Annotated in this window: 16 protein-coding genes; 12 read left to right on the forward strand and 4 right to left on the reverse strand. The window is 47.2% G+C overall.

What is annotated here, in order from left to right:
* Window positions 1–20 precede the first annotated feature (20 nt).
* The 8 genes from ACYVFD_RS25140 to ACYVFD_RS25175 all read left to right on the forward strand — a co-directional run bounded on the left by ACYVFD_RS25140 (window position 21) and on the right by ACYVFD_RS25175 (window position 9,319).
* Window positions 21–1,265, forward strand: coding sequence for an allantoate amidohydrolase (locus ACYVFD_RS25140; protein WP_461093262.1), 1,245 nt, complete (start codon window positions 21–23; stop codon window positions 1,263–1,265).
* A 63-nt stretch (window positions 1,266–1,328) separates the two neighbouring features.
* Window positions 1,329–2,075, forward strand: a complete 747-nt coding sequence (gene allE, locus ACYVFD_RS25145; protein WP_461093263.1) for a (S)-ureidoglycine aminohydrolase — start codon at window positions 1,329–1,331, stop codon at window positions 2,073–2,075.
* A gap of 80 nt (window positions 2,076–2,155) precedes the next feature.
* Window positions 2,156–2,662 (forward strand): 2-oxo-4-hydroxy-4-carboxy-5-ureidoimidazoline decarboxylase, encoded by a 507-nt coding sequence (gene uraD / locus ACYVFD_RS25150; RefSeq protein ID WP_461093264.1) that lies wholly within the window; start codon window positions 2,156–2,158, stop codon window positions 2,660–2,662.
* On the forward strand, window positions 2,659–2,994 hold the full coding sequence (uraH, locus tag ACYVFD_RS25155) for a hydroxyisourate hydrolase (protein WP_461093265.1): 336 nt from the start codon (window positions 2,659–2,661) through the stop codon (window positions 2,992–2,994). Before uraD ends, uraH begins: the two co-directional genes overlap by 4 nt.
* Window positions 2,995–3,129: 135 nt before the next feature.
* A complete protein-coding gene (locus tag ACYVFD_RS25160; protein WP_461093266.1) occupies window positions 3,130–4,362 on the forward strand; it encodes a M20 family metallo-hydrolase in 1,233 nt (410 codons plus the stop codon).
* Window positions 4,363–4,527: 165 nt separating this feature from the next.
* Window positions 4,528–7,848, forward strand: coding sequence for a CotH kinase family protein (locus ACYVFD_RS25165; RefSeq protein ID WP_461093267.1), 3,321 nt, complete (start codon window positions 4,528–4,530; stop codon window positions 7,846–7,848).
* A gap of 677 nt (window positions 7,849–8,525) precedes the next feature.
* Window positions 8,526–8,789 (forward strand): hypothetical protein, encoded by a 264-nt coding sequence (locus ACYVFD_RS25170; RefSeq protein WP_461093268.1) that lies wholly within the window; start codon window positions 8,526–8,528, stop codon window positions 8,787–8,789.
* 56 nt (window positions 8,790–8,845) lie between these two features.
* Window positions 8,846–9,319 carry an Hsp20/alpha crystallin family protein gene (locus tag ACYVFD_RS25175; protein WP_461093269.1) on the forward strand — a complete coding sequence of 158 codons (474 nt, stop codon included), beginning with the start codon at window positions 8,846–8,848 and terminating at the stop codon, window positions 9,317–9,319.
* 89 nt (window positions 9,320–9,408) lie between these two features.
* Here the strand turns inward: ACYVFD_RS25175 and ACYVFD_RS25180 are convergent, their stop codons facing one another.
* Window positions 9,409–9,870, reverse strand: coding sequence for a CHRD domain-containing protein (locus tag ACYVFD_RS25180; RefSeq protein WP_461093270.1), 462 nt, complete (start codon window positions 9,868–9,870; stop codon window positions 9,409–9,411).
* Window positions 9,871–10,038: 168 nt separating this feature from the next.
* Window positions 10,039–10,488, reverse strand: a complete 450-nt coding sequence (locus ACYVFD_RS25185; RefSeq protein WP_461093271.1) for a CHRD domain-containing protein — start codon at window positions 10,486–10,488, stop codon at window positions 10,039–10,041.
* Window positions 10,489–10,755: 267 nt separating this feature from the next.
* Here ACYVFD_RS25185 and ACYVFD_RS25190 point away from each other — a divergent pair, with 267 nt between their 5' ends.
* A complete protein-coding gene (locus tag ACYVFD_RS25190) occupies window positions 10,756–13,023 on the forward strand; it encodes an aconitate hydratase (protein ID WP_461093272.1) in 2,268 nt (755 codons plus the stop codon).
* Between the two features lie 341 nt (window positions 13,024–13,364).
* Window positions 13,365–14,480, forward strand: a complete 1,116-nt coding sequence (locus tag ACYVFD_RS25195; RefSeq protein ID WP_461093273.1) for an alpha-hydroxy acid oxidase — start codon at window positions 13,365–13,367, stop codon at window positions 14,478–14,480.
* A 147-nt stretch (window positions 14,481–14,627) separates the two neighbouring features.
* Here the strand turns inward: ACYVFD_RS25195 and ACYVFD_RS25200 are convergent, their stop codons facing one another.
* A complete protein-coding gene (locus tag ACYVFD_RS25200) occupies window positions 14,628–15,647 on the reverse strand; it encodes a proline iminopeptidase-family hydrolase (RefSeq protein ID WP_461093274.1) in 1,020 nt (339 codons plus the stop codon).
* A gap of 143 nt (window positions 15,648–15,790) precedes the next feature.
* Window positions 15,791–16,321: a GNAT family N-acetyltransferase gene (locus ACYVFD_RS25205; RefSeq protein WP_461093275.1), complete on the reverse strand. Its 531-nt coding sequence runs from the start codon at window positions 16,319–16,321 to the stop codon at window positions 15,791–15,793.
* A gap of 134 nt (window positions 16,322–16,455) precedes the next feature.
* Between ACYVFD_RS25205 and ACYVFD_RS25210 the strand changes: the two genes are divergently transcribed.
* Both ACYVFD_RS25210 and ACYVFD_RS25215 read left to right on the forward strand, forming a co-directional pair.
* Window positions 16,456–16,860 (forward strand): hypothetical protein, encoded by a 405-nt coding sequence (locus ACYVFD_RS25210; protein ID WP_461093276.1) that lies wholly within the window; start codon window positions 16,456–16,458, stop codon window positions 16,858–16,860.
* 163 nt (window positions 16,861–17,023) lie between these two features.
* Window positions 17,024–18,163 (forward strand): efflux RND transporter periplasmic adaptor subunit, encoded by a 1,140-nt coding sequence (locus tag ACYVFD_RS25215; protein WP_461093277.1) that lies wholly within the window; start codon window positions 17,024–17,026, stop codon window positions 18,161–18,163.
* The last annotated feature ends 4 nt before the right edge of the window (window positions 18,164–18,167 follow it).

An 18,167-nucleotide genomic window follows, 5' to 3' on the forward strand; every position in this document is an offset into this window, starting at 1 on the left:
AACTGGCCGGTTAATGGAGTATGAATAACTATACACAGCGTGCCGAAGCCATATTGAATAAAATAGAACAACTGGCGTCGATTAGCGAAACCTCTACTGGCATTACCCGTACGTTTGGTACCCGTGCGTTTCAGGAGGGGAGCCGACTGATTCAGCACTGGATGCAGGCGATTGGTCTGGATACTCGTGTTGACAGCATTGGGAACGTTCGGGGACGATGGGAGAGTCCAAGCAAAGCGGCTAAAACGTTTGTCATTGCGTCGCACATGGATACGGTTGTCAACGCTGGAAAGTTCGATGGTCCACTGGGTATGATCATGGGGCTAGATCTGATTGAGCAGCTTATTCAATCGGGGCGACCGCTTCCGTTTCATCTTGAACTGATTGCTTTCAGCGATGAAGAAGGTGTACGGTTTCATACGACCTACTTAGGGAGTAAGGCTGTCGCCGGATCGTTTGATGAAACATTACTGACTAAAAAAGATGCGTCGGGTCTATCGTTGGCTGATGTGCTTGAGACGATAGGAGGAGATTCTACCCAACTGGCAGCGGATGCTATTGCGCCAAAGGATTGGCTGGGATATTTCGAAATTCATATTGAACAAGGGCCGGTTTTGTATGAAAAAGCTATTCCAGTAGCTGTCGTAACAGCTATTGCCGGACAAAAGCGGGTTGAAGTTACGTTCAAGGGAATGGCGGGTCATGCCGGTACGGTTCCGATGCCTATGCGTCAGGATGCGCTTTGCGCGGCTGCTGAGTTTGTTCTGAGTGTTGAGCAATTAGCAGCCAATCAATCGAATCTGGTGGCTACAGTCGGTAAATTAACCGTTGCCAATGCGGCCAGTAATGTTATCCCCGGCGAAGTAGTTTGTAGTCTGGATATCCGAAGCAACGATAAGGCAGCGCTGGCTAGCGCGTATAAGACTCTGCATGAGGGTTGCCAGCAAATTGGACAGATGCGATCAGTCGCTATCGATTGGAAACTGGTTCAGGAAACGGCACCCGTAGCCTGTGATTCTCAGTTGACAAATCTGTTGGCAGCAGCGATTAAGGAAAGCGGTTATGACGTCATTCAACTGGTTAGTGGGGCCGGGCATGATGGCGTTCCGATTTCACAGGTATCGCCCATTGCGATGCTTTTCGTCAGGTGTTTCGAAGGTATTAGTCATAACCCGCTCGAAAACGTTGAATTAACCGATATAGCCGCTACCTTGCAAGTGGCCGACCGATTTTTAGAACACCTGGTTACGGTAGAAATTTCCTGAACAGTTTGACCCATTGGCAAGGTATTTCGGGAGGTTGAAGAAAAAAGTTACTAGTTTACACGCATGGAAATATCAGCACTAACGCGGTCAGTTGTTAAACGCAATCACGCTGTAATAAGCCCCGATGGATACATCAATAGCCGGGTGCCGGGATGGGACAATTGTACCGTTAATGTTATTATCAACGAGCAGATGGGTGCCCGTTTGTGTCAGACACTCATTACATTGGCCGAAAATGGCCAGCTAACGGGTGTTACACAGGCGTCGCAACTGTTTTTTTATGTCATACAGGGGCATTGTATAGCATCGGCCGATGGAGAAACAAAACCCCTGAAAACAGGCCAGTTCGTGTACATTCCCATTGGAAAGTCGTATCGGTTCGAGCAGCCGGAGCCGGGCACGCAACTGCTGACCTTTCATAAAGTGTATGAAACGCTGGAAGGGTACGAGATACCACCGGTTATTTTTGGTGATGCGGCTGATGTGGCAGGACCTACGTACCTGGGCGATCCGTCCCTGCGCTTACAAGTCCTGCTACCCGACACGCTTTCGTTCGATATGGCGGTCAATATTTTTACCTATGACCCCGGTGGACATCTGCCTTTTGTAGAAACGCACATCATGGAACACGGGCTGATTTATCTGCAAGGACAGGGGGTATATATGCTTGACCAGGATTGGTATCCCATCAGAAAAGGTGATTCCATCTGGATGGCTCCCTATTGCCAACAGTGGTTTACGGCCATGGGTAAAGAGCCTGCGGTGTATATTTATTATAAAAATGTTAATCGTTTTCCGACAGTGATATGACATAGAACGCAGATTGTTATGATCCTTATGATTCACACAGATCATAACAATCTACGTTCTATCAGCTACAAGATCTTCGTATGACCTTACCCGAATTAAATGAACTGCCCGTTTCGGAGTTAAAAGTGATCCTGACAACCTGTTGCGGTTCTTCGGTCTGGGTGGACGAAATGGTGAATATATTTCCTGTTGAGAGCCGCGAAGCATTGTTCGAACAAGCCGAAATTATCTGGTTTGCCTGCTCCGAAAAAGATTGGAAAGAAGCCTTTGAGCACCATCCAAAAATTGGTGATATCAATTCGTTGCGGGCGAAATTTGCCAATACGCGTACGTTGGCATCAGGGGAGCAGTCGGGTGTAGCGGGCGCGTCGCAGGAGGTGCTGGAGCAACTGGCCGAAGGAAACCGATTGTATGAAGAGAAATTTGGCTATATTTTTATCGTCTGCGCCACCGGTAAATCGGCGGAGGAGATGCTGGAAATCCTGGAGTCACGGTTACCTAATTCGCCCGATGAAGAAATCCAGATAGCCATGCAGGAGCAGAATAAGATCACGAAAATCCGCCTGGAAAAACTACTAGTCGTATGAGTGCCATTACCACCCATATTCTGGATACCACCCGAGGAAAACCTGCCGAAGGAGTTAGTGTGGTTCTGTATCAGCAACACCGGGAATGGCTGGAAATAAGCCGGGGAATCACCAATGCCGACGGTCGTATTAGTGATTTACTCACGAAAGAGACCGTGTTGCCCTCTGGTGTTTATAAACTACGGTTTGAAACGGGAGCCTATTTTGAAAGCCTTAGCGTTGCCTCCTTTTATCCCTTCGTTGACATTTCCTTCACCATCACAACAGGTGAGCATTATCACGTTCCCTTGCTACTAAATCCTTTCGGTTATTCGACCTACCGAGGGTCATAATTTCGCGTCATTTAGTAGTCATTTGCGTCGCGTCATCAATGGTCATTTATTGACGGTATTTAACGGGAATGACTATTAATGACCATCAATGACGCGACGCAAATGACTACTAAATGACTATAAATGACTTGAGTTATGAATATCAACCCTGCACGGCTACAGCATTTTTTTGAGGTATCGAGTGAGATTGGAAAAATAGGGGAAACGGGTATGTGTCGGCCAGCCCATTCTGCCTTGGAAAAAAAGATGTTCGAGCACGCTAAAGGCTGGATGGAATCGGCTGGCCTAACGGTACGCATCGATAGCTTTGGTAACCTGATAGGTCGCTTGCAGGGAAAAGATCCTGATGCGCCGATTTTAATGACCGGTTCTCACCTCGACACGCAGCCCTATGGAGGGCGCTTCGACGGTATTGCAGGAGTCTTGTGCGCCATCGAAGCCGTTTGTACGATTGCTGAACAAGGCATCGTTCCTGAAGCAAGCATCGACGTGATTGCCTTTGCCGATGAAGAGAGCTGGCGGTTCAATAAAGGACTTTTCGGATCAAGAGGGATTCTGGGTAAGCTGGAAGAAGGCGAGTTGCAGCGTAAAGATAAAGACGGTGTTACCCGCGAACAGGCGCTGATTGATTTCGGGTGCGACATTACAAAGTTTAAGGACGACGAGTATGCACCGGGCAGCATCCGGTGTTTTATTGAGCTACACATTGAGCAAGGCCCCGTTTTAGACAAAACCAATAAACCCATTGGTATTGTGAGTGGAATAGCCGGGCCGCTGTTACTGAGCCTGACGTTGAAAGGCATGGCGGGTCATGCCGGTTCGGTTCCGATGCCGTTGCGGAAAGATGCCTTATTAGGAGCTGCCAAAGTAACGGTAGCTGTTAACGAAATAGCCGCTCAGTTTACACCCGCGCCTACAGTCGGTACAGTTGGTACGTTAAACGTTTTTCCATCGTCCCGCAATATTATTCCCGAAGCTGTGAGCATGACTATGGAATTCCGCGACATTGATATGGAGCGCCGGAATACCTGCGAAAAGCAATTAAAAGCAGCTATTAAAGACATTACTCAACAGCATGGACTTACTTACGAACTAACGGTCGATACCGATATTAAATCAAGTTATTGTGCCGATTGGATCAAGGATACCATTCGGGCCAGTTGCGAAGAATTGGGGCTGGATGCGCCGGAACTAGTGAGTGGTCCGTTTCACGATGCACTGGTGATGTCGGAGGCTTGTGACTATGGAATGATTTTTGTCCGTTGTAAAGATGGAATCAGTCATAACCCCCTTGAGTATGCATCCTATGAAGATTTGGCATTGGGGAGTGAGGTGTTATATACGACTATTTTAAAAATAGTTATTTAATATAAATATAATTTTTATTTATATACTTAAAAGTGACTTTATTTTCTTAATTATTTATAAGAGTTACTGCTTACTAAATTAAGTCACTAAATTGGCGTCGTTTTTGTAATATTGATTTGCTGAATTGTTCTAAACATTCATAAAATAATGCAAATATGACACGCCATGAAAATTATAACATTAAATGCTCTATTATTAACTATCGGAATTTTACTATGTCTGACTAGCCAGGCACAGCAACTATATATTAATGAACTGATGGCTTCGAACGGCCGGACAATTGCCGATGGTTCGGGCGCTTACGAAGACTGGTTTGAAATCTACAATCCGAATGCTACACCCGTTGATATTGCCGGGTATTACGTATCTGATAATACCACGCTGACAAAATACCGCTTGCCAACGGGTTCATCACAGACCATAATTCCCGCCAATGGGTTTATCGTGTTATGGGCCAGTAATATGCCAATCCGGGGTATATTACACGTCGGCTTTAAGCTTTCGGCCGACGGAGAGATGCTTAGCCTGGTACAGCCTGATGGAATTACGCTAATTGACCAGGTAACATTTGGCCCGCAACGCACGGATGTTTCCTGGGGGCGCCAACCCAATGGTTCGGCAAACTGGCTCTATTTTCAGCGAACCAACTCGGTCAACAATACGAGCCCTGGGGCTAGCAACAATGCCAAAACGGGTTATGCTACTATCATAAATCCTCCGGTTTTCTCACAGGTGGGCGGGTTCTACACAAGTGGATTTAGTCTGACAATTACGGCACCGGATACCACAGCCACTATTTATTATACATTGGATGGTTCAGAGCCTGACCCTACAAGCCCCGGTCCAACTACCTTTCAATACAAGAATAATTACCCCGAGCTAATCGGACAAGGTTTTGGGCTCATGCTAACCGGGCGTTATCAGTCATTCTCCTATTCCGCTCCCTTATCAATAGTTGATCGAAGTGCTGATTCTAACAAAGTATCACTCAAATCATCTACTTTCAATTCATCACCCTATTATGCACCCACCTCGCCGATCTTCAAGGGGACAGTAGTACGGGCAGTGGCTTATAAGCCCAATGCGTTGATGAGTGATATTGTCACAGAAACCTATATAATTGCCCCTACTACCCGGTTTGGAAACTTGCCCGTTGTGTCAATCGCGACAAATGAGAAATCGCTATTCGATTACAATTCCGGGATCTATACGGCCGGTGCAACATTCGATGGGTGGCGAACAGGAAATCCTACTGCTGAAACGATCTTCTGCTCGCCTGGAAATTTTACGTTAAAAGGAGATGCCTGGGAACGATCGGCCAATGCTCAGTTCTTCGTTAATGGGAGTTCGATTCTAAATCAACGAGTAGATATATCAATTAACGGTGGCTGTTCACGATCGGTACCTCGAAAAGCTGTACGATTGTATGGCGATGATGATTTCAACTACGCGTTTTTCCCTAATCGTCCAATCAACCAGTATTATAACCGGCTATTGCTCCGAAACGGTGGAAACGACTGGGACTTTACCACGCTTATTGATGGTCTGATGCAAACGATGGTGCAGCATCTGCCATTTGAGACCCAGTCGAATCGTCCGAGTATAGTATTGATGAATGGTGAATACTGGGGTGTTCATAACCTGATGGAGCGGTATGACAGATACTATGTGAACCGGAATTATAATGTTGACCCCGATAGTGTCGATGTCATCAAATTCGATTATGGAGCTTACGTGGCCGACGATGGAGATCTGGTGAAGTTTTATGCCATGAAAGATTATTTCGTGGGAACGCCAACCATCGACTATGCCCAGGTAGCTACCATGATGGATGTAGAGAGTTTTTCGGATTACCAGATCACTGAAATTTATTCAGGAAATTTCGACTGGCCCTACAACAATCAACAGCTTTGGCGTAAACGTACTAGTCAATATATCGCTAATGCCGCCAAAGGTCATGATGGCCGTTTCCGCTGGATGATGAACGATATGGACTGGACGCTGGGTGCCGGAAATTCCTATACGTCAAACTCATTGGATCGGGCTACGTCAACGGCGGGTTATGATGCGTCGGTGACGGAGTATACACGTTTTTTACGTCGATTACTGGAAGTTAGTAGCTACAAATCGTACTTTATCAATCGGTTTGCCGATTTGCTTAATACCACGTTTAGCCCATCCCGTGCTGTTGCCCTGCTCGATACCTTTCAGCAGGCTTATCAACCTTACATGGCTGAGCATTTCAATCGCTGGAAGACGGGTAATTCCGTTACGAAATGGCTCACCAATCTGAACACAGTTCGTACCTTCCTGCAACAGCGCCCGGCCTCTGTACGTGATCATATACGTGGTCGATTTGGATTGAGTGCAAATCGGAACGTTACACTTGCCGTATCGGATGCTAGCCAGGGATATATAAAAATAAATTCAATCGACATTCTTTCGACTACTCCCGGCGTATCCACTAATCCTTATCCCTGGACAGGTGTTTATTTTCAGGGGAATTCGGTTCGGGTGGTTGCCAAACCACTTTTCGGGTATCGTTTCATTGCCTGGCAGGAAAATGGGGCAACCATTTCAACTGATACCGCTTACGCATTCAATCCTACTGTCAATCGGACACTGACTGCCCTATTCGACATCGACAATACGGTAAATGGAAAGCCCGCAGCATTTACCCTCAGTAGTTGTGAATATCGGTTTGACAGTTTACTGTCGACAACGCCTGCAGGAACCTACCCACCGAATATGTACTTCGTAAGCATGAATCAGGCTGATCCTCCACTATCGGCCACGTATGCTGTGGCCGATACGGTGAAAGGAGCCTACAATCTGACTAGTGCTACTCGAATCAATGGGTTGGGTACGGATGGGCTGGCTTTTATCAATACGGGTAGTTCTCCGGCTGGTTATATCTCTACGGCTTTGGGCGGGGTTGTGCTAGCACTTCGTACAACTGACCTGACAGAAGCGTCTGTACAATGGACCGGCGGAACGGTTACGCCCAATCCTCGCCAATACAACATACGACTTCGGTATCGAATCGGAAGCTCGGGGCCGTTTACAGATCTTTTGGATGCATCCAATAATCCAGTGGAATATGTTCGGAACACAACAGCGGGCCATAGCCAGGTAATAGGTCCTGTTTCACTACCGGCTACTCTGCTTAATAAGCCTTACATCCAGCTACTATGGCAATACTATTATACGGGAGTAGGCAGCTCAGGTGCCCGCGACCAACTGCGAATCGATGATATTATTATCCGCCGGGGTGGGTGTCAGAGTGCCGCGTCGGGGAGCTGGCATACCGCCAGTACCTGGACCTGTGGCCGAGTGCCTACGGTATGTGATGCTGTAGTGATTAAAGATGGGCATACCGTAACCGTTACGGCCAATAGCGCAACCGCCCGGAGCATAAGCTTTGAGCCAACCGGGCAACTGCAATATCTAAATACCAGTGCATCGATATTGCTCAATAACCCATGATATATGTTTCTTGTATTGGAGAGCGTACAATCGAAATAATTTATTGAGCTTCCGGGTTGATAATGAACCTGTTTAAACTTTCCTTTTTGTGGAAAATGTAAGACTCTTTTTTGTCATTCCGACCGGGACGCGTAGTCGCAGGAGGAATCTTAAGATTGATTAATGGGCGACTTTGAGATTCCTCCTGCGACTACGCGTCCCGGTCGGAATGACAAAAAATCGATCTAGTTATACCGAAAGTTAAAAAGTTTAAACAGGTTCAATAAAAAAACGTCTTCTTTTTTATAAGCACCTAAGAATAAATAGGTCATATTATTCTTAAAGGCATTTTTGTCATGTTGACGAAGGAAGCATCTTCGGAGATGAGCTTCTATCCTGTCTCCGAAGATGCTTCCTTCGTCAGCATGACAAAAAATAATCTAATGCATTTTCACTGAGTTACATATTGCATAAGAGTCTATAAGACAGTGGAATATGCGCTTTTTTGTGGTCAGACTGGTTATAGTCTGACCTTTTTTTGGAAAATTTTTTCCATTCCTTAAAGTAAAAGCAGAGGATGTCCGTCAACCTATTCAAAGCACCTGAATTGGAAGCAGATCACTGAAACGACGCGTCAAGATTGGTAATTTCCTGATCTTCTTCTAACCCGGACTTTTGAAATTTAAATCATAAACAACATGAACATTATCTGGAGAATAGCCGGTGTAGCACTGGCTGTCGGGTTGGCGCTGTTTCTGCTGACCCTCATTTTGAAAGTCCTGCTGGTAGGGGCTGGTTTCTTTTTACTGGCTCGCTTCGTCGGTCCTCGTCTAATAGGTCGGCAGTATGGGCCGCTGGGTCGGGGAAACTGGCAGTCAGCACACATTATTTCCATCGACGATCCGGCTTATCGGTCGAACGTAGCCTACCCTACGTATAGCCGGGTTATTCCAATTGGCTAAGTCATAGCCATAAAAACAATCATAAAATCAGTAAACACAAATAAACACACACAACCATGTATAACAAACAAGGATTCGAAGCAGGTCATAAAGGGAATTGCGGTCATTGGGGCGGATTTGGACGCGGACGATTTGGTGGCCCCTGGGGACGCGGTAAAGCCGGTGGTTTCTGGGGAGGGCGTCAAGGAGGCTGGTTCCAGCAAGTGCCTGTCAACATTGAAGAAACCGATACCGACTATACCATTTCGCTGTTTGCGCCTGCACTCGTGAAGGAGAATATCAAGCTGGCGGTTAAAAACGATTTACTGACGATTTCGTATCAAGGTACAGAGCCATCGGAATCAGCAGATGCCCAAAGCAAGTATACCTATCAGGAATTCGGTAATCGTTCATTTGAGCGGTCGTTCCAACTGAACAACAAAGTGCTTACAGAGAGCATTTCTGCCACGTATACGGATGGCGTTCTGAAGGTGGTTCTGCCCAAGAACCCCGAAACCAATCAACCTGCACAAACGATCTCAGTAGCGTAATACTGAGCGATGATCGTGTAATTGAAAAGGCCAGTTCTGCAAACGCAGACTGGCCTTTTTTGTAACGCCCATAAAGATAAGTTAATAGATTATTTCTTCTTGATGTCTCCCCGAATCTCACCACCCGGATATTGGGAAGTGTGCAGGTTTGCGTAATAAAACCCATTTTTCAGGCTGTCAACCCGGTTTTGATTCGCCAGTTGGAAGGTTCCTGTAATGGGCGAAACCAGGCTTGTGAACGGAATTTCGACCCCTCCGGTCAATGCCGTGGTGTTTGTGATACGGTGCAGGTGTCCAGCCGTTAAGGATGACGTGAATGGGCCCGTATAGGTCACGGTATAACTCAGGACGCGAGTGGTTTCATCGACAACCCCGGTAAACGTACCAGTGGCGGCTGAGCTGGTTGAGTTTGGTTTCTCTCCGGCTCCGTTCAACGTAGCGGTCAACGTTGTTTTGGTCGATGTAATCGTCGGGTTTTCGTCGTTACCACAGGCAATGAGACCAAAGGCAAGAACGGATGCGAATACGAGGGTGAGGTTTACAAGTTTCATAGGAGTCAGTGTCTAATCGTCAACAGAAAAATGGTCTGTCGTTTAGTTTACGATTGGTGAGTGAATGCACTTTCAATCCGCAATATAGGCGGATTCTCTATACGTCATAGCAAAATTTGCGTAATTAGAGCTAATGGTTTTCCCTACTGCATTTGTAGGGATAAATACTTATTTGGTTCGAATCTCTCCACGGATTTCTCCGGCTGGATACTTGCTTGTGTGGAGATTCGCATAATACTGCCCGTGTTTTAACCGATAAATCTGGAGTGGCGTTAAGGCCGACGTACTGGCTACAATAGGTGAGGTGAGACTTGGAAATGGAATATCAACTGATCCCGTGCCATCCGTTCGGGTTGTGTCGATCCGGTGGAGGTGACCCATAGTAGGTGTCAGACCTTCGTACGAAACGGTGTAACTCAATACACGCGAGGTTTCATCTAGTATCCCTTTAAAGGACCCTGTAGCGGTTGATGTTGTTGAGCTGGGTTTTTCGTTAGCTCCATTCAAAACCGCAGTGAAGGTTGTGGGCAGCGTTGGGTTCTCGTTATCACAGGCAAAAAAAGTAAAGCCTGCTCCCAAAAGGATTGCTGTGGCAAGGGTAATTGATTTAAGCGTCATTCCAGATAAACTCAATAAAGGATTTGTCGCCAATATATGGGGAAACGATTATTCGGCGGTGCCAGTCAGTTGAAAAAACGAGGTAAAGGCTACAATTGACGGATTTTTCTTGCTTCCTAATCATCTTGTAAGCGGTAATACAAAGTAATATTTCCAAAACGTGACAGAATCTTCTAATTTTGGCCCGCTAACCGGAATCCATTTTGTGAATTCATTGGTTGTCTTTATAGAACAGCTTTTATCAGTAACCTGTTATCCTCATTTGCTATGGCTTTTGATTTAGACATGATTCAGCGTGTGTATGCCAACCTTGGTGAACGCGTCGAAGCAGCCCGGCAGGCAGTGGGCAAACCGCTGACTCTGTCGGAAAAGATTTTATACAGTCACCTCTTTGCCGGTACGCCAACTCAGGCGTATGAGCGGGGTAAAGCCTACGTGGATTTTGCGCCCGACCGCGTAGCCATGCAGGACGCAACGGCCCAAATGGCCTTGTTGCAGTTTATGCAGGCAGGTCGGCCGAAGGTAGCAGTACCCTCAACGGTTCACTGCGATCACCTGATTCAGGCTGAAGTAGGAGCTGAAAAGGACCTGGATATTGCCAAAAGTAAAAATAAAGAAGTATACGACTTCCTGTCGTCCATCTCCAACAAATATGGCATCGGTTTCTGGAAGCCGGGTGCGGGGATCATTCACCAGGTCGTGATTGAGAATTACGCGTTCCCCGGTGGAATGATGATCGGTACCGACTCGCACACTCCAAATGCGGGTGGTCTGGGTATGATCGCCATTGGTGTCGGTGGGGCTGATGCCTGCGACGTAATGGCTGGCCTGGCATGGGAATTGAAAATGCCGAAGCTGATCGGAGTTAAACTGACCGGTAAACTGAGCGGTTGGGCATCAGCCAAAGACGTTATCCTGCGTGTAGCGGGTATCCTGACCGTAAAAGGTGGTACCGGATGCATCGTTGAATACTTTGGTGAAGGTGCTGAAAGTCTGTCGGCTACGGGTAAAGGGACCATCTGTAACATGGGTGCTGAAATTGGCGCTACCACGTCGATCTTCGCCTACGATGAGAAGATGGCGAACTACCTGAAAGCAACGACTCGGGCCGAAATCGCTGAAGCTGCGGATGCTGTTAAAGAACACCTCCGTTCGGATGATGAAGTCTATGCTGATCCGGCATCATACTACGATCAACTGATCGAAATCAACCTGTCGGAACTGGAGCCGCACATCAACGGTCCATTTACACCCGATCTGGCGTGGCCGCTGTCGAACTTCGCCAAAGCGGTGAAAGAAAACAACTGGCCTACCAAACTGGAAGTCGGTCTGATTGGTTCGTGCACCAACTCCAGCTACGAAGATATGACCCGGTCGGCTTCGGTAGCCGCACAGGCAACGGCTAAGAATCTGAAAACCAAGGCTGAGTTTACGGTTACGCCCGGTTCGGAACTGGTACGTTTTACGGCCGAACGCGATGGCCTGCTAAATACCTTTGAAGAAATTGGGGGTGTTGTCATGGCGAATGCCTGTGGTCCCTGTATTGGTCAGTGGGCACGGCATATGGACGATCCCACCCGTAAAAACTCGATCATCACCTCGTTTAACCGGAACTTCGCGAAGCGGAATGACGGTAACGCGGGTACCCACGCGTTTGTGGCATCGCCTGAAATCGTTACAGCTTTCGCTATTGCCGGTGACCTGACGTTCAACCCGATGACCGACACGCTGACCAACGAGGCTGGCGAACAGGTGAAACTGGATGAGCCCGCCGGTATCGAGCAACCCGTAAAAGGCTATGCTGTAGACGACGCGGGCTATCAGGCTCCGGCCCAGGATGGATCGAGCGTACAGGTTATCGTTAGCCCAACCTCCGACCGTCTGCAACTGCTTGCTCCATTCCCAGCCTGGGAAGGTACCGACATCAACGGGCTGAAACTGCTGATCAAGGCAAAAGGTAAGTGTACCACTGACCACATTTCGATGGCTGGTCCATGGTTGAAATACCGTGGTCACCTCGACAATATCTCGAACAACATGCTGATCGGGGCGGTAAACTACTTCAATGAGAAGACCAACACCGTTAAGAATCAGTTGACAGGTGAGTATGGCGAAGTACCGGCGGTACAACGCGCTTACAAAGCCGCTGGTATCGGGTCGATTGTGGTGGGTGATGAAAACTACGGTGAAGGTTCGTCGCGTGAGCATGCCGCCATGGAGCCTCGCTTCCTGGGTGTTCGAGCTATTCTGGTTCGTTCGTTCGCTCGTATCCACGAAACGAATCTGAAAAAGCAGGGTATGTTAGCGTTGACCTTCGCTAATCCAGCCGACTACGATAAGATTCAGGAGGATGATGTGATTGACATTGAAGGTCTAACCGAATTTGCACCGGGTCGTCCCCTCGAAATCGTATTGCACCATTCGGATGGTACAACCGACGAGTTCCTGGTCAATCATACCTATAACGAAGGGCAGATCGAATGGTTCAAGGCAGGTGCTGCTCTGAACATCATTCGGATGAAACAGAACGCGTAAATAAAACACGGGTTTCTAACCGGCCAGCTTCCGAAAGGTAGCTGGCCGGTTTTTTATGCGTTGAAAACTGAATGCACTGTTATTTAAGTCTTTGATTGTTTTCTGTCATTCCGACGAAGGACCGGGCCGCCGGAGCGGGAACCTTCGGATAAGTGTCGTATTTCTTCCTCACCCGAAGATTCCCGCTTCGGCGGCCCGGTCCTTCGTCGGAATGACAGAAAACTTACATTACAATGTGCAGAATTGGTAAATTTAGCTTAGAATTAGAACTGTATAGACTTTGGCTAATAGAGAAGTATATACCCTAATTTTCGCCATTAGCGATAACCGATAGTAAAGCAATGAGTGCCTTGGCCAATGACCTCAATCAGCCTTCAGCTTATCAAAACCAATTAGCCAATACTTCCGCCGATTTTCCAATCAGTGAGAACATTGATTTGTCAGGTGTGGTCAATGTATTTGACTTTGAGCGGGAAGCTGAGCATAAAATGACCCGATTGGCCTACGAATATGTAGCCAGTGGAGCGGCCGACGAACTAACCCTGCGCTGGAATCGGCAGGCCTTTGATGCCATTAAACTCAATCCGACGGTGTTGGCCGATATGACCCTGCCTGATACCCGAGTCACGTTGTTTGGGGACGAAATACCGTATCCGATTCTTATTGCCCCTACAGCTTACCACCGGATCATGCACCCTGAAGGTGAACTGGCAACAGCGCGTGGCGCAGGTATGGCTTCGGCTACCTACGTCGTTAGTTCGTTCACCACAACACCACTCGAAGAAATTGCTGAGACTGCTACCGGACCTTTATGGTTTCAACTCTATGTTCGTGACGATCGGGAATTTACGAAAGGCCTTGTTCAGAAAGCTGAAGCGTTGGGTTGTCGGGCACTCTGCGTGACGGTCGATACGCCGGTAGGAGGGGTTCGGAACCGCGAACAGCGGATTAATTTCGGATTGCCCGACGGTATTCACGCACCGTATATGCTCGCTCCTGGCCCGCAAAAAAAACCTCTGACCTGGAATGATATTACCTGGTTGACATCAGTGGTTACCATTCCGGTATTGGTGAAGGGAATCTTAAATTCTGAAGATGCCGAACGGGCCATTCAGGCTGGTGTTTCAGGGATTGTGGTGTCGAATCACGGTGGTCGAAACCTGGATACCGTACCCGCTACTATTGAAGTGCTGCCTTCCATTGCCGAGCGGGTTGCCGGACGGGTTCCTATTTTACTGGATGGAGGAATTCGTAGAGGCACCGATGTCTTGAAAGCGATTGCACTAGGTGCCAGTGCGGTACTGGTAGGAAAACCCGTTTGCTACGGGCTAGCCTGTGGAGGAGCTGATGGGGTGGCAAAAGTGATGACGATTCTTAAAGAAGAGCTTGAACTGGCCATGATTTTGACCGGGAGAGATTCTATTGCCCAAATTGATCGGTCAGTACTTTGGGTTTGAAAGGATTTTATCCGTTAGGTATCGGTATGATTTCTCCATGTAAAACCGATAGTGCATTGTAAACTGTGACACGGCTGATTCTATAGTTGATAATTAGGCGCTTGTATCAGCCGTGCCACAGTTCAGCGAGCAGTCTCGTAAACCCAGTTAAAATCGTCCTGAATCAACATCGTGGATAAACTGGATTACGCCATCCATAAAGACCTTCTGGTCGTCCCACATGGATAAGTGGCTACCATTAGGGCAATACAGATAACGCCCTTTTTTGACCAGTTTGCTTTGCGCTTCCATGGCCTTAGGGTCCATCGTATCGTGTTTAGCACCGATCATCAAGGTTGGGATCGTGATTTCGTGCAATCGACTTTTAATGTCCCACCTGGCCAGCCGACCACTAATACCAAACTCGCTAGGTCCCTGCATCAATGTGTAAACATCGTTGTTAGCGTGTTTGATGGAACGGTTGAGGGCATCCGGCCAGTCAGTTAGACGGCAGATATGCTCATGGTAAAAATTAGGAATGAGCAGCTCCATGTAGCGCGGATTCGAAAAGTCCTTTTTGGCTTCAATAGCTCTTACCTCGGCCAATACATCAGGTTTCATTTGTTTGGCGAGTACTTCCTCCGCGTATTTACCATACTCAGGAGCACTGGCTACCATGTTAGCTACTAGCAATGCTTTTAGATTCTTTTGATACTTCAGTGCATACTCCATGCCCAGAATACCACCCCACGAATTGCCCAGTACGTAGAAATTGGTATTGTCGGCACCGATTGCCTGGCGCACCTGCTCGACTTCTTCTACAAATCGTTCGGTGGTCCAAAGTTTATCGTCTTTGGGCTGGTCGCTGTAGTAGGAACCTAATTGATCGTATTCGTAAAATTCAAAGCCTTCCCGACCAAAAAACGTCTCAAAGCATTCCATGTACTCATGCGTCATGGCTGGACCACCGTGCAGCAACAGGACTTTTATTTTCGGATTGTTGCCAAATCGTTTTGTCCAGACCTTAAATTCACCCACGGGTGTTTTAATCGGAATGAGTTTTACCCCTCCTGATTCAGGCGTATCACCATATGTAAAATAGTCGGCAACGGAAATGGAAGTAGATTCCTTATTCGATTGGCAGGAAACAAGCAAACTAATGGTTAAAAAGAAATAAAGTAGGCGCATGGAGTAGGGAGTGAAATTTAGTATTGGCAAGATTATCAGCCTAATATAGCTATTTAGGCACGAGTATATAGCACTAAAAGCAGATCGCTTTTTTGTATGTCTACTGAAGCGATCAATGGTTCGACTATAGGATTCATGAAAAATTAAAGATAGAATCGCTCGTAAACTTGTTCTTTAATCAGCTTACTAAGCCGCTCATAAACGGGCAAATCCGGAATGGCTGGAATCGACATCAGTCGCATGGGAACGGGTGCTTTGTCAGGTTGATAAGGAGGCTGGATGTAGTCGAACGGATTCAGAATGAACCCTTGTCGTTCGTAAAATCGGATGCGCCGATGACCCGTCTCGTCGATGGGCCGTTCTACCTCCAGCAGAAAATAGTCGGGAGATAATTGGAGTAACTGTGCCAGCGCCTGTTGGCCAAACTGTTTTCCTCGCTGCTCAGGGTCAATGGCGAAGTGCTCTACAAACACAACCTTATTCCAATGCCAGTAAATTATAAAACCTACCAGATCGTCGTCGTTGACCAGTGCGCACAGATGCATCTCTGGGTAGGAGAGAAGGCGTAGCAATTCTGGAAAAGTTCGTCGTTCATCGATGGGGAAGGTCTCCTCATACCAGGTTTGAATAGGAACTAAGTAAGGATGGTCGGCCGTAATTCGTAAAAAATTCATAAATGTTAAATGGATTTTTAATCGAAATTTAATCTATCTTGGAATCAGTTATCTTTATCCAAGTTTTATAAGTATCTGATACGAAATTAGTTGAGTTTCTAAGTCTGCCGAATTACATTTGGTTTCTAAACGATATGAAGAAACGATATTATAACTTTTTGGTATATCGGCTGCTTTGCCTCCTGATTGCGTTGAATGTACTTAATTTAAGCATCGACGTTCAGGATACGATTGTACAATCGGGGCAAACAACTGTCGACCATAAAGACATGTCGGTTAATCAAATCGAGAGTATCGGTGAGTTCATACTGGAAGAGTGTCTGGGATTGCAGGATGCCATTCCTGAGCATGACGATCCTGATGACGATTCGGAACTGACCGAGCCCGAATCAGACTACGACTTTACACCATTCTTTGTTTTTGCTCCTAAACTGTTACCCGTTCAGTGTCTGATGTCGGGCAATATACCGTTTCAGTCTGAGTTTGTTTCCACTTGTGTGCTGGAAATTCAGGCTCCGCCCCCACAGCCTGTAGCCTAAACTATAATCCAGTTCGTGACTGGTTTATTCAACAAGAAGCCTAACTGATCTTTCGTCGGTTGGGGCCTTTATATCCGTTTCTTAACTCAATTTTCAAGGGACTCGTTATCCCGGCTACCAGCGTATGCCGTTGGTTGTGATTACTATATAGCTCTATGAAGTCATGAAAAACAGACTCCAATTTCCCACCGTACTGATGTGCGTCTGGCTGGTTGGTTGTACCGGAAAGGGAACCCAAACCGAACAGCCCGAAAAGCTTACCCTTCCTGTCGTGCAACTGACTCGGCAGTCGACCACGCTCCAACGCGATTACGTAACTACCCTCGAAGCCGTTCGTAACGTTGAAATTCGTGCCCGTGTGTCCGGCTTTCTGGAGAAAATCTATGTGGATGAAGGGCAGTCGGTTCAGCAAGGACAATTATTATTTAGCCTGAATGCGGCCGAATACAAAGTCGGGCTGGATAAGGCAAAGGCCACACTGAAAAGTGCTGAAGCCACTGCCAAAACGGCTGAAGTAGAAGTTACCCGGGTTAAACTACTGGTAGAGAAAAAAATCGTTTCTCCTTCCGAATTAGATCTGGCAAAAGCAAAGCTCGATGTTGCAAAGGCACAAATTGAAGAAGCTCAGTCGGCTTTGTCGACGGCTTCTTTGCGGCTGGCCCATGCCCATATACGGGCCCCGTTCGACGGGGTGATCAACCGGATCCCGTTCAAAATTGGTAGCCTGATCGAAGAGGGTGCCTTGTTAACCGAAGTGTCTGACATTCGGGAGGTCTTTGCCTACTTCGATGTATCAGAAAAAGAATACTTGGGTTTCCTGAAAAAGCACCGTGAACTGATCGGGAAAAATGGTCAGGTAGTCGAAATGATGCTGGCCGATGAATCGCCTTACCCACACAAAGGGCGAATTGAAACCATGGAAAGCGTTTTTGAAGAAGAATCGGGGACCATTGCCTTCCGGGCGCGATTCCCGAATCCGCAAAAGCTGCTGAAGCATGGCTCATCGGGTAAAATTCGGTTGCCGAGCACCGTTGGAGATGCGCTGCTGGTACCGCAAAAGGCCGTATTTGAAGTACAGGATAAAAACTTCGTGTACGTAGTTGATAAAGCGAACAAAGTGAAATCGCGGAGTTTCGTTCCCCAGGCACGCGTTGGCCTCAACTACATTGTCCGGTCGGGTCTTGCCCCCGGCGAACGGGTTGTGTATGAGGGTATTCAGAATATTCGCGATGGCGATCAGATCATCCCGGAGGCCGTAGAAGCCGATAGCTCATCTGCCCCGAATACGCTTGCTCAACAGTGAAACA

This window comes from Spirosoma gilvum, from assembly GCF_054776815.1.